The following is an 11,752-nucleotide window of genomic DNA, read 5'->3' on the forward strand; positions in this document are numbered from 1 at the left end:
CGCCGTGCTCGCCACCGCGCGGGAAGCCGGCGCCGGGCGCTTGCGGTGGTGCGTGGCCGTCGGCGGACCCCGGCCGGAACTCGTCGAGGCCTCTCCCGACGGCACCCTGCGGCGGCTCGCCTCCGGCGAGGCCCGGCCCACCCTCGCCGCCTGGGCGGCCGGACAGGGCTGGATCGCCGGCGCGGGCGCCGTACTGCTCGCCTACGGCTGCCCGTCCGACGCCGGCCCCCCGCGCATCCGCCGCGACCACCTGCACGCCGGACACGCCGTCGGCTGCGCCCTGCTCACCGCCGCGCGGCGCGGCCTCGCCGCCCGCCCGGTCGGCTCCTGGCAACGGGCCGACCTCGGTGCCGCGCTGGGCGGCCCACCCGCACAGAACTGGATCGTCCACGGCCTGGCCCTCGGGTCCGGCCGACCCGAGAAGAGGACCTCGTGATCGTCCACCCGGAGCTGCGCCGCGCCGCACGGCACGCGCGGCGCCCGCTGCTCGCGGCCACCCTCCTCCAGGGAGCCGTCACCCTCAGCTGGCTCGCCCAGGCCGTCCTGCTCGCACAGGCGCTCGCCGCGATCGCGCGCGGCGCGACCGGCTCCCTTCCCGTCCTCCTCGCGGCGGTCCTCGCCGTCGTGGCCGTCCGGGCCGGACTCGGCTGCGCCCAGCGGCGCACCGCCGCCCGGGCCGGCGCACACGTCCGGGTCCGGCTGCGCGACGAACTCCTCGCCCACCTCGGCCGGCTGGGCCCCGCGCAGCTGACCACGGCACGGACCGGGGCGGTGCGCACCACGCTCGTCGACGGCGTGGAGGGCGTCGACGCCTACGTCTCCCGCTATCTGCCCCAGCTGATCGTCACCCTGGCCGCGCCGCCCCTGTTGCTCGCCGCGGTGGCCGTGATCGAACCGCGCGCCCTCCTCGGACTCGTCCCGGCCCTGCTGCTGGCCCTCGCGGGGCCGCGTGCCTGGGACCGGCTGCTCGCCCGGCGCGGCAAGGAACACTGGGACACCTACGAAGGGCTCGGCGCCGACTACCTCGAAGCCCTCCAGGGCATGCCCGCGCTGCGCGCCGCGGGCGCCGTCGGCCGCACCCGGCGGCGACTGGAGGAGCGGTCGGCGCAGCTGCACCGGGCGACCGTGGCCAAACTCCGCGTCTCGCTGGTCGACACCGGCATCACCGACCTGGCCATCCAGGCCGGCACCGCGGCCGGCGCGCTGCTGGCCTGCTGGTCGTCGGTGACCGGTGGCACCGCTCCCGCCGGCACCTACCTGGTGCTGCTGCTGGCCGGCGAGTGCTTCCGGCCCGTCCGCGACCTGGCCCGGGAATGGCACGCCGGCTACCTCGGCGTCTCCGCCGCCGACGGCCTCGCCGCCCTGCGCACCGCCGAACCCGCCGTCCCGGACACCGGACGGGAACCGGCCGACTGGCGCCGGGCGCCCCGACTCGCCTTCCAGGATGTGGAGTTCAGCTACCCGGGCGCCGACGGGCCGGCCCTCGGCGGCGTCACCTTCACCGCCGAGGCCGGACGCACCACCGCGATCGTCGGCCCGTCCGGAGCGGGCAAGTCCACGCTGCTCGGCCTGCTGCTGCGCCACCACGACCCGCAGCGCGGCCGGATCACCGTCGACGGCCGCGACACCGCGGCGTACGACCTCGGTTCCCTGCGGCGCGGTATCGCCGTCGTCTCCCAGGAGACCTACCTCTTCCACGCCTCCATCGCCGACAACCTGCGCCTGGCCCGGGCCGACGCCACGGACGAGGACCTGGAGCGCGCCGCCCGCGCGGCCGGCATCCACGACGAGATCGCCGCCCTCCCCGACGGCTACGCCACCGTCCTCGGCGAACGCGGCGCCACCCTCTCCGGCGGCCAGCGCGCCCGCGTCGCCCTCGCCCGCGCACTGCTCGCCGAGCCCCGGGTGCTGGTCCTGGACGAGACCACCGCCCACCTGGACAACACCGGCGACGCCGAACTCGCCGCCGCGCTGACCCGCACCGGCGGGCAGCGCACCACCATCGTCATCGCCCACCGCCCCGCCACCATCCGCCGGGCCGACCGCATCGCCGTACTCGAAGAGGGACGGGTCGTGGAGGAAGGCACCTGGGAGGAGCTCACGGCCCGGCCCGCGGGCGCGCTCACCCGCGTCCTCGCCGTGGCCCCGCGCTGAGCGGTCCCCTCACACCCGGTCGGGCCGGCACGCGGGCATCGGGGATGATCGGGGGCGGCCCGCACCCCGCACGGCAGGCCGGTGGGCCGCCGGCGTTTTCGGGGAAGGGGTGGTGGTGACGGCGACGACCGCGCCGGACCGCGCGGCGGCGTCGTGGGGTGGAGGAGACAGGTGGCAGGGCAGGTACGGGCGGTGACACCGCAGGCGCACCGCAGACAGGCGTGGGCGGCGCGAGCGGCGCTGGTGGCCGCCCTCGCCGCGTTGTCGCTGCCGCTCGTCGAGGGGGGCGTCGGCGGGCTGATGCTGCTGGTCGCCGGGTTCGCGGGGCTCGCCGTCACGGTGGCCGCACTGTGGTGGACGCTGTCGCGGCGCGGTGCCGTGCGGATGGCCGCCGCGACCCTTGCGCTGCTCACCCCGGTCGTGGTCGTCACGCTGTTCGCGCAGGCGAACCTGCTCTGGGTCGTCGTCCTGTCCGGGCTGCTGTGGTCGGCGGCCGTGTGGAGCGGCCGGTACGCGCTGCGCACCACGGGTCTGCGGTCCACCCGGGCCAAGGAGTACCGCACCCCGCCGCCGCGGCGCCCCTTCCTGCTGCTCAACCCGCGGTCCGGCGGCGGCAAGGTCGAGCGGTTCGCGCTGCGGGAGAAGGCCGAGCGGCTCGGGGCGCGGGTCGTCCTGCTCGACGCGGAGGAGCGGCAGGACGTGGTCGCCCTCGCCCGGGCGGCGGTGGCGGACGGCGCCGACCTGCTCGGCGTCGGCGGCGGTGACGGCACCCAGGCCCTGGTCGCCGCCGTGGCCGCGGAGCACGGCCTGCCGTTCCTGGTGATCGCGGCCGGCACCCGCAACCACTTCGCGATGGACCTGGGCCTGGACCGCGACGATCCCGCCGCCTGCCTGGACGCGCTCACCGACGGCGTCGAGCTCCGCGTCGACCTGTGCTTCGCGGGCGACCGTCCGTTCGTCAACAACGCCTCGTTCGGGGTCTACGGGGCGGTCGTGCAGAGCCCCGGCTACCGCGACGACAAGGTGGGTACGGCGCTGCACCTGCTGCCCGAGCTCCTCACCCGGCAGCGCGGGCCGCGGCTGACGGCGAGGATCGGCCGGAGCACGGTCACCGATCCGCAGGCCGTCCTGATCAGCAACAACCCCTACCGCATGGACGACCCGTTCGGCTTCGGCCGGCGCGCGCGACTGGACTCCGGGCGACTCGGCGTCGTCGCCGTGAAGGTGGACAGCGCCGTCGACGCCGCCGAACTGATCCTGGATCCCCGGGGTCTGGGCACCACGACCTCGCACGAGGTGGTCATCGACGCCGACGTTGCGGAGGTGGAGGCCGGGATCGACGGCGAGGCCGTGCTCCTGCCCACCCCGGTCCGTTGCCGCGTCTCACGCCGGGCGCTGCGCGTCCGCGTGCCCCGCGGACGGCCCGGCATCCCGGATCCGCCGCCCCGGCTGGACTGGCGCCGGCTGCGCAAGCTGGCGGCCGCGGTGGGCCGTACGGCCGTACCCGTGCGGTCCGGCGCCGACCGGGAGCGGACGTCACCGCGCCCCTGACCGCGGCCTCTCGCCCCTCCCCCCACCGCTGCCGCGGCGTCGTGCGCCGGCCGGGCTCCGCCGCGCCCGGGTCCGGCGCGCGCCGGAGGTGAACCGAGCGCCGGTGGCCGCCGTGTTCCTGGACACCCGGCCGAGCCGAGCCGCGGAGACCGGCGAAAGGAGCGGTACGTACCGTGCCCACCGACCACGCTTGCCGTACGGCCGCCGAGCGGGCCGCACACTGTCTGACCCCCGTGCGCGCGGCACTGCTGCCCGCCGACCCCACGGAACCGCCGCCCGCCGAGGTCATGCCCGTCGTCCTGCGCGCCTACCTGGGGGTGAACGCACGGCCGGCCGCGCCGCGGGCCGCCGAGAGGCGCCCGGTTCCGGTCGGCGTCGCGGCGGGCGCGGCCGTCCTGCGGATGTGTCTCGACGGCCTCCACGCGGAGCTGACCGGAGCGCTGACGGCCTGGCACGCGGATCTCGGCCGCCGGCTGCGCGAGCTGCTGGCCGATCCGCGGGCGACCGGGCGGCAGGCCGACCCCTGGCAGCCCCTCGCGGAGCTGCAACAGCGCGCCCACGAGGTGCTGACCGCCGTGGCTGGCCACGACCGGTCCGGCACGGCGGGGCCCCGGTTGCTCATCGCCCGGTTCGCCCTGCTGGAGGACGCCTTGTCGGGGGCGCTGCGGCGGACGGCCGTACCGGCCGGGACGGCCGCCGCGTGCGCGAGCGGGCTCGCCGCCGCCGCGGGCTCGCTCTTCGGACTGGCCCTGGCGTCCGAGCCGGTCAGCCCAGGGTGAGGGTGGCGGCGACCGGCAGATGGTCGCTGCCGGTGGCGGGCAGCGCGCGGATGCCGGTGACGGTCGCCGAGCGGGCCATCACCTGGTCGATCCGGGCCATCGGGAACGCGGCGGGGAAGCTGAAGGCGAAGCCCCGCCGCGGCACGTTCAGCCGTGCGGTGAGCGGGGCCAGCCCGCGGTCGTCGACCGTGCCGTTGAGGTCTCCCAGCAGCACCAGGGTCCGCTGATCCTCGGCGGCGACGGCGCGGCCCAGCAGGGCGGCACTCTCGTCCCGCCGGGCGGACGCGAGGCCGTCGGCGCCGACGCGGACCGACGGCAGATGCGCGACGTAGGCCGCGATGTCGCCCTGCGGGGTGTGGACCACGGTCCGCAGGGCGCGCTTCCAGGAGGCGGTGAGCTCGCCGGGTCTGATGTCGAGGGACCGGGTGCCGCTGAGCGGATGCCTGGACCACAACCCGACGGTGCCCCGGACCTCGTGGTACGGATAGCCCGGCGCCAGCGTCCTCTCGTAGACCGGCAGCGCCCCGGGCACCAGCTCCTCCAGGGCGATGAGGTCGGGTCCGGCGGCGGCCAGGGCGCGGGCGGTGCCCGCCGGGTCGGGATTCTCGTCACCCACGTTGTGCTGGACGACGAGCAGGGCCGGCCGGCCCGGCGGCGGACCGGGCAGGAGCAGCCCGCCGAACAGGTGCGTCCAGGCCGCCACGGGCAGGAGCAGGGCCAGCAGGGCGAGAGCCGACCTGCACAGCAGCGCCACCACCGACAGCCCCACGACGACCAGGCCGAGCCACGGCAGGAAGGACTCCAGCAGGCTCCCCACGCGGCCCACCCGGTTGGGCACCGCCCCGTGGAACGCCAGCAGCGCGGCGGTCACCACCGCGAGCCCGGCGAGTGCGCTCCCCCGCCGTGACGGCGTCAGCCGTCGGGGCACCGGCCCGTACGCCGGTGCCTTCGAGCCGTTGACCGTCCGCTTCACCACGCACCCCATCCGCTCGGCCTCGCCGCCCAGGACGCACCCGGGGGCGGGTCGGTTTCCGTGCCCAGGGGCAGGGTGGGGTGGACCGACGGCGGATGTGACGTGCTTCTTACGCGGGGCGTGAGGAGCTGACGTGGTGACAGGCGGCGGTGTGGACTCCTGAGCGAACGGATTGTCGATCTTGCGATGGAATGATCACGAGACGCGTTCGTCCCGCGCTCACCGTGGGCCTGGCCGCCGCCCTCCTCGGCGTTCCCGGCGCCGCGTGGGCCGCCGCCCCCGGCGTGCCGGAGGTGTTGCGGATCTCCGACGGCCCTTACGCGGGCTTCCAGCTCTGCGGGGCGCAGAGCCCGCCGACGTTCGGCACCGGCAAACAGTCACGGCCCGACGTTCGCCGCCTCGGTCGCGTGGAGCCCCAGCCCCACCTGAACGGGACGCTGGAGCTGGCCCGCCCGGGCGCACAGCCGTTCAGGACCACCAGGTCAGCACGGGCCCCGTCGGTCACGACTGGGTGATCCGGCTTCCCGCCGGGACCTTCGGCCCCGGTGACTACCAGTGGCGGATGCGCGCCGAAAGCGCCGAGGGCCCGTCCGCCTGGTCCGCCTGGTGCTCGTTCACCGTGACCGGCCCGGTGATCACCCCCGCCGAGGCTCCAGATCCACACCTGCAGCGGCGCGGGCGCCCAGCAGCCGCGGCGGTCCACCAGCCGACGCCGTCCGTCTTCGGCAACCCCGCTTCGGGCAAGTGCCTGGACGTGCCCGACGGCGACGTCACCAACGGGAGCCGGCTCCGGATCCACGAGTGCGACGGCACGGACGCCAAGATCTGGAAGCGGCTGACGCCCGGCTGAGCGACGCCGTCCGACCGGCGCACGCCCCGCCGCGAGGGCGCGGCGGGACGGTGCGGGGCGGTCGGAGGCCGGGAGCGGGACGGTCAGTCGTCCGGCTCCGGGGGCGGGACGTCTCAGGGGCGGCCGGTCATGCGGTGGAGTCCTCGCGGACGGTGGTCGACAGCAGGATGAGGAGTGCCCCGGCGATCTGCCGGCCGGTCAGTTGCTCCCCGTGGACCAGCACGGCGAGCAGGGTGGCGGTGAGCGGTTCGAGGAGGACGGCGATCTGCGCGGCGCCCGGTCCGGCCTGGCGCAGGCCGAGGAAATAGCTGCTGTAGGCGATGGCGGTGGGCACCAGGCCCAGGAACAGCACCGCGGCGATCGCCTCGGGCCGCGCCGGGATGCCCATGCCCGTGGTCAGCGCGATCGGCACCAGCAGCAGACCTCCCGAGATGAAGCCCAGGCCGGTCGTGGTGGTGCGGTCCAGGCCGGGCAGCGCCGCCCGGCGGTCCAGCGACAGGGCGGCGAAGCCCGCCGCCGCGAGCAGGGCGAGACCGGTTCCGGCGGCCCGGTGCGGACCCGCCTCGGGTGAGCCGATCAGGAGGAACAGACCGGCGAGGGCGACGGTCAGGGACAGGAGGGCGCGCCGGGAGGGCCGGCGCCGGTCGAGGCACGCCGCCCCGGCGGTGATCAGGACGGGGACCGCGACCATGGTGGTCAGGGTGGCCAGACCGACCGAGGTGGCCGCGATGGCCGCGAAGTAGGCGGCCTGGAAGCAGGCCAGCAGCACACCGGCGGTGGCGATGCGGGCCAGGGCCCGCCGGCTGCGCGGCACGCCGGTGAGCCGCCCCGTGATCAGGGCGTATCCGGTGATGAGCAGGCCGCCGGTCAGCAGGCGGTAGGCGGCCACGGCGACCGGGGTCAGGCCGGTGCGGGAGGCGAGCAGCGAACCGGCGAGACCACCGGTTCCCCACAGCACTCCGGCCAGGACGAGCAGGGCGACGCCACTGCGTGAGCTGGGTGTGGCGGATACGGACGAACGTGCGGACATGGAAAGGCTCCGGCTTCGACGCGGAAGGGAAGGACACGGCGTCAAAGCGGGGCATCGCGAACCAGTGGCCGATCAGTGGCCGATCAGGCAGCACAGAGCAGGGCCACGGCCGATTCGTCCCGGCCGGGCCCGGCGGACACCCCGCTCAGGAGCGGGGCGGCGGGCAGGTGATCCGATACTGGTCCACGGCGCTCACCCTAGCGGAGAGCGAGATCATCGGGAGGGCGGGCGAAGCCCTCGGGCAAGAAAGGTGCCATGGTCGACACCGCTGACCCCGCCGAGCGGGTACTGGCCCGCGTCGCCGGGTACGAGAGACGCTTCAACGCACGGTTCGCCGCGTACTTCGACACGCTGGCCGCCACCATGGACGCCCCGGCGTTCAGCCGCTTCACCCCGGAGTGCGTGGGCCTGCTGCGGGAGCTGTCCCTGCGCGGCGGCAAGCGGATGCGGGTGGTGCTCCTGTACGAGGCGGCCCGACTGGTGACGGACGGACCGGTCGACGGGCTGGACGCCGCCGCGCTGAGCATCGAGCTGCTGCAGACCCATGGGCTGATCCACGACGACATCATCGACGACAGCCCCACCCGCAGGGGCGGGCCCACCACCTACTACGCCTACCGGGAGAAGTTCCCCGGCCGCCCGCGGACCGCCCTCGGCCTGGCGATCCTCGCGGGCGACCTCGCCCTCGCGCTGTCCCTGCGCGCGCTCCTCGACGCCGACGCGACACCTGCGGTGCGGCAGGCCATGGTCGAGGCGCAGACCCGGGCCGCCGCGGACACGTTCGTCGGCCAGATCGCCGATCTGGAGCGGGACTTCACCACCGGCCCGGCGGACGAGGAGATCCTGCACAGCGTGGCGGACTACAAGTCCGCCCGCTACTCGCTCCTGGCACCCATGGAACTGGGCCTGCTCGCCGCCGGCGGGGAGCCGGGCCGCCACGCGGCCGAACTGCGGCGCTACGCACGCCTGGTGGGGATCTGCGGACAGATGCGGGACGACTACCTGGACCTCTTCGGCGACCCCGAGGTCACGGGCAAGCCGGTCGGCACCGACCTCCGCGAGGGCCGGCACACGTACACGGTCCGCGCCCTGCTGTCCGCCGCGACCGGTGCGGACCGCGCCGTCGTCGCCTCTGCCCTGGGCGACGCCTCGTGCCCGGACCAGGTCATCGCCGAGGTGCGGGAGATCGGCGAACGCAGCGGGGCGGCGGCCGGGCTGCGCGCCGTGATGCGGCGCCACGCGGAGGAGGCCTCCGCGCTGGCCGCCGGCTGGCACAGGCGGTGGCGGGGGGACGCTGTCGCGTTCTTCACCCGGCTGCCGGTGTGGAGCGTGGAACGCACGGGGTGACGGCGCGGTCAGCGCCGGGACAGGTAGAGGTCGAGCGCCTTGTGCAGGAGCCTGTTGAGCGGGTAGTCCCACTCGCCGAGGTACTCGACCGCCTCGCCGCCGGTGCCGACCTTGAACCGGAGCAGCCCCAGCAGGTGGTCGTCGTCCTCCAGGGTGTCCGTGATGCCCCGCAGGTCGTAGACGGCCGCCCCGCCTTCGTGGGCGTCGCACATCATGCGCCACTGGAGGGCGTTGTTCGGCTGCACCTCGCGTCTGCGGCCGGTGGAGGCGCCGTAGGAGTACCAGACGTGCTCGCCGACGGTCAGCATCGTGGCGGCCGCGAGCACCTCGCCGTCGTGGTGGGCGAGGTAGAGGCGCATACGCTCGGCGTCCTCGGCCCGCAGCGCGGTCCACATCCGCTGGAAGTACGGCAGCGGGCGGGGGACGAAACGGTCCCGTTCGGCGGTCTCGACGTAGAGGTCGTGGAAGACGGGCAGGTCCTCGTAGCCGCCCTGGACCACCTTCACGCCGGCCTTCTCGGCCTTCTTGATGTTGCGCCGCCACTGCTGGTTGAGTCCCTGCCGGATCTCCTCCAGGGACCGCCCCGCGAAGGGGACCTGGAAGACGTGGCGCGGCTGGCCCGCCGCGAAGCCGTCCTCGCCGCCCGGTTCGCTCTGCCGCCAGCCCATCCGGCGCAGCCGGTCCGCGATGTCCAGGGCCCGCGGCTCCTCCGCGGTGGCCGCCACGTCGCGCAGCCGCCCGGCCCGCGGGTCGGCGATCGCCGCCTTGACCGCCTCGGCGCTCCAGCGGCGGGCGACGACGGGCGGTCCCATCCTCACCGAGAAGGCGCCGCGCTCCTTCAGATACGCGAGCATCGGCCGGAACCACTCCTCCAGGTCCGCCGCGGTCCAGTCGACGACGGGACCCTCGGGGAGGTACGCCAGGTACCGTCTCAGCTTCGGCAGGGGGCGCAGCAGCACCAGCCCGGCCCCGACGAGGCGGCCCTCGTCGTCGGACCAGCCCAGGCTCTCCGCCCGCCAGTCCGGCTTCACATCCCCCCACGAGGGAACCTGCATATGGCTCACCGCGGGACGGGCCGTGGCGAAGGCCAGGTGTTCCTCGCGGCTGATCGGTTTCACGCGATAGCTCATGCGCCGTGCTCCTTTGCTCGGCGCACCAGCCTGTCGAGGCGTACGCCGCGATCAGGTTCTCCCGGCGGGCGTGCACGCTCCCCCGCCCATGCGGACAGATCCTGACCGCTATGCATCGCCGCCCGGCCGGGACACGGAGCAGTCGGGTGTCTCCGAGTGGAGGACTCGCCGGTTCCGGCCGAGGCTGGTGAGGTGACCGCCTGCTCTCCCGGTTCCGGCATGCCGCGCGCCGAACGGCGCCCCCGGCTGCCGCGGGCCATTCCGGCGATCGTCGCCGCCGCCTTCGTACTGCTGCACGTCTTCGGCTATCCGGCGACCCGTTTCTCCAACGACTCCTACCGCTACGCCCGTCAGGCCTACGAGTTCCTCGGCGACTCCCCGCCCGACGCGACCCGCAAGGCCGTCGCCGCCTACTGCACGGACACGGCCGGACTGGTCCACCGCAACCGCATGCTCGACCAGCTGAGATACCGGGAACCCGGCCGGGAGGCCGCCTACGCGGCGCGGTGCGAACGGAAGTACGCGCACGGACTCGAACCCACCGATCCCCGGTACGAGCGGATCTTCCACACCCGGCCCGGATATCCGTTCGTGGCGGCCCCGTTCGTGGCGCTCCTCGGCGCCAAGGCCGGACTCACGCTGGTCGCGCTCGCCTTCACGGCGCTCGCCGGGTACCTCCTGTACGTGCTGCTGCGCACGCTGCGCGCGCCGCCCCCGGCCGCGCTGCTCGGCCAGGCCCTCTGCTACGTGACGCCGCTCGCCTCCTGGGGCGGCCGGCCACTGACGGAAGGCCCGGCCCTCGCACTGACGACCGCGCTGCTGCTCGCCTCGGTGTGGCTGCTGCACGGCCGCGTCCGGCCGGGCGCCGCGCTGTTCACCGGCGCCCTGGCCGGCGGCCTCGCCGTCAGATACTCGACGTTCCTGCTGGTGACGCTGTTCCTGACGGCCGCCGCGGCAGCCGCACCGCTCTTCGTCCGCCGGGCCCGGCACCGCGGAACCTGGTGGCTGGCCGGGCTGGCCGCGGGCGGCACACTGGCCACGCTGGTCCTGAGCAAGCTCCTGGACCTGCCCGGCACCACCGACTCGCTCCAGGACACCTTCACGCTCCACTGGACCCGGCCCGAGATCACCGACCCCTGGCAGGCCCTCCTCCGGCTCAACCACCACTACTGGTGGCAGTGGCTCCAGAAGGAAGCCCTCGCCCCGCTGCTGCTGTTCCTGGTCGCGGTGGGCGCGTGGGGCGTGTGGCGGCGCTCGGTGCCGGTCGCCCTGTGCGTGATCGCCGTGGGGGCGACCGGCTTCGCCACGGCCGCGGCACACCCGGTCGCGGTCGAACTCGACCGGCTGTACGTCGCCGTGTGGCTCGTCCCCGTCATCGGCGTGCCGCTGGCACTGGACCGCCTGTGGCGCCCGGTGCCGGGACGGCCGCCCGCCGGCGCCCCGGACCGGGCGGAACCCGCGGCCGGGAACGGCCCGGCGGCGAAGCTCCACGACGAACGGGAGGAGGCCTGGCGGCAGGCGGCCGACTGAAGGTCTCTCCTGGATCGTCCCGCGGACCCGCCGGGGGCCGGTCAGCCGACCTCCATGCCCCCGGGCGACTGCGAGCGGCGGGCGAAGGACAGGACCGCGAGGAGGGTGGCCGGCTGCCGCGTGGACAGGTAGAGGTACGGCGCGGCGCGGTCCGGGTCGTGGAGCTGGATCCGCAGGGCGGTGGGGACGTAGCCGCGCAGCAGCATCAGCGCGCGCACGTCGGCGCGCCGGGTCCGCCACAGGAACGCCTCTTCGGGGTCCAGGATCTCGGCGAGCCCGAGGGAGCGGAGCGGGAAGCGCATCGGGCCCGCGACGAGTTCGCCGCCGGTCACCACGATGCGCACGCCGCCGTAGACGCGGAGCGCCCCGGCCACCGCGGCTCCTGCCGCCGCGCCGCCGCCCGCGGCG

Annotated in this window: 12 protein-coding genes; 8 read left to right on the top strand and 4 right to left on the bottom strand. The window is 75.4% G+C overall.

Going from position 1 to position 11,752, the window contains the following annotated elements; genetic code table 11:
* The 4 genes from CCN42_RS31450 to CCN42_RS31465 form a co-directional block, all read left to right on the top strand.
* Nucleotides 1-436 (top strand): nitroreductase family protein (locus CCN42_RS31450; protein ID WP_245877552.1); only part of this gene is annotated, 436 nt, incomplete at its 5' end.
* Complete coding sequence (locus CCN42_RS31455; RefSeq protein ID WP_086740707.1) at nt 433-2,154, top strand: ABC transporter ATP-binding protein/permease; 1,722 nt, start codon at nt 433-435, stop codon at nt 2,152-2,154. The genes CCN42_RS31450 and CCN42_RS31455, both read left to right, overlap by 4 nt.
* A 171-nt stretch (nt 2,155-2,325) precedes the next feature.
* Nucleotides 2,326-3,705 (top strand): diacylglycerol/lipid kinase family protein, encoded by a 1,380-nt coding sequence (locus tag CCN42_RS31460; RefSeq protein ID WP_086740709.1) that lies wholly within the window; start codon nt 2,326-2,328, stop codon nt 3,703-3,705.
* Between the two features lie 173 nt (nt 3,706-3,878).
* Nucleotides 3,879-4,484 carry a hypothetical protein gene (locus CCN42_RS31465; RefSeq protein ID WP_086740710.1) on the top strand — a complete coding sequence of 202 codons (606 nt, stop codon included), beginning with the start codon at nt 3,879-3,881 and terminating at the stop codon, nt 4,482-4,484.
* On the opposite strand, the gene CCN42_RS31470 is transcribed toward CCN42_RS31465, so the two are convergent.
* The gene (locus CCN42_RS31470) at nt 4,471-5,469 is read right to left on the bottom strand and encodes an endonuclease/exonuclease/phosphatase family protein (protein ID WP_158102157.1); all 999 of its coding nucleotides are present in this window, start codon (nt 5,467-5,469) and stop codon (nt 4,471-4,473) included. The genes CCN42_RS31465 and CCN42_RS31470 overlap by 14 nt on opposite strands.
* 179 nt (nt 5,470-5,648) lie before the next feature.
* On the opposite strand from CCN42_RS31470, the gene CCN42_RS31475 reads away from it, so the two are divergent.
* Nucleotides 5,649-5,972: a hypothetical protein gene (locus CCN42_RS31475; RefSeq protein ID WP_086740712.1), complete on the top strand. Its 324-nt coding sequence runs from the start codon at nt 5,649-5,651 to the stop codon at nt 5,970-5,972.
* A gap of 47 nt (nt 5,973-6,019) precedes the next feature.
* Nucleotides 6,020-6,307, top strand: a complete 288-nt coding sequence (locus CCN42_RS31480) for an RICIN domain-containing protein (RefSeq protein WP_143662069.1) — start codon at nt 6,020-6,022, stop codon at nt 6,305-6,307.
* 127 nt (nt 6,308-6,434) lie between these two features.
* Here CCN42_RS31480 and CCN42_RS31485 read toward each other — a convergent pair whose 3' ends face one another.
* Nucleotides 6,435-7,337: a DMT family transporter gene (locus CCN42_RS31485; protein WP_086740716.1), complete on the bottom strand. Its 903-nt coding sequence runs from the start codon at nt 7,335-7,337 to the stop codon at nt 6,435-6,437.
* A 255-nt stretch (nt 7,338-7,592) separates the two neighbouring features.
* On the opposite strand from CCN42_RS31485, the gene CCN42_RS31490 reads away from it, so the two are divergent.
* Nucleotides 7,593-8,684 (top strand): polyprenyl synthetase family protein, encoded by a 1,092-nt coding sequence (locus tag CCN42_RS31490; protein WP_086740718.1) that lies wholly within the window; start codon nt 7,593-7,595, stop codon nt 8,682-8,684.
* A gap of 8 nt (nt 8,685-8,692) precedes the next feature.
* Here the strand turns inward: CCN42_RS31490 and CCN42_RS31495 are convergent, their stop codons facing one another.
* The gene (locus tag CCN42_RS31495; protein ID WP_086740720.1) at nt 8,693-9,814 is read right to left on the bottom strand and encodes a lipid II:glycine glycyltransferase FemX; all 1,122 of its coding nucleotides are present in this window, start codon (nt 9,812-9,814) and stop codon (nt 8,693-8,695) included.
* Nucleotides 9,815-10,006: 192 nt separating this feature from the next.
* Here CCN42_RS31495 and CCN42_RS31500 point away from each other — a divergent pair, with 192 nt between their 5' ends.
* Nucleotides 10,007-11,344 (top strand): hypothetical protein, encoded by a 1,338-nt coding sequence (locus tag CCN42_RS31500; protein WP_143662070.1) that lies wholly within the window; start codon nt 10,007-10,009, stop codon nt 11,342-11,344.
* Nucleotides 11,345-11,385: 41 nt separating this feature from the next.
* On the opposite strand, the gene CCN42_RS31505 is transcribed toward CCN42_RS31500, so the two are convergent.
* A partial coding sequence (locus CCN42_RS31505; RefSeq protein WP_107427672.1) for a DUF3093 family protein occupies nt 11,386-11,752 on the bottom strand: 367 nt, incomplete at its 5' end.

It is taken from the genome of Streptomyces glaucescens, from assembly GCF_002154375.1.
In the GTDB taxonomy this organism is placed as follows: Bacteria; Actinomycetota; Actinomycetes; order Streptomycetales; family Streptomycetaceae; genus Streptomyces; species Streptomyces glaucescens.

What these genes read in the sequence shown, in the direction of transcription:
- CCN42_RS31470 (WP_158102157.1), bottom strand. Translation starts at nt 5,469, where the DNA reads ATGGGGTGCGTGGTGAAGCGGACGGTCAACGGCTCGAAGGCACCGGCG.
- CCN42_RS31475 (WP_086740712.1), top strand. Translation starts at nt 5,649, where the DNA reads ATGATCACGAGACGCGTTCGTCCCGCGCTCACCGTGGGCCTGGCCGCC.
- CCN42_RS31480 (WP_143662069.1), top strand. Translation starts at nt 6,020, where the DNA reads ATGCGCGCCGAAAGCGCCGAGGGCCCGTCCGCCTGGTCCGCCTGGTGC.
- CCN42_RS31485 (WP_086740716.1), bottom strand. Translation starts at nt 7,337, where the DNA reads ATGTCCGCACGTTCGTCCGTATCCGCCACACCCAGCTCACGCAGTGGC.
- CCN42_RS31490 (WP_086740718.1), top strand. Translation starts at nt 7,593, where the DNA reads ATGGTCGACACCGCTGACCCCGCCGAGCGGGTACTGGCCCGCGTCGCC.
- CCN42_RS31495 (WP_086740720.1), bottom strand. Translation starts at nt 9,814, where the DNA reads ATGAGCTATCGCGTGAAACCGATCAGCCGCGAGGAACACCTGGCCTTC.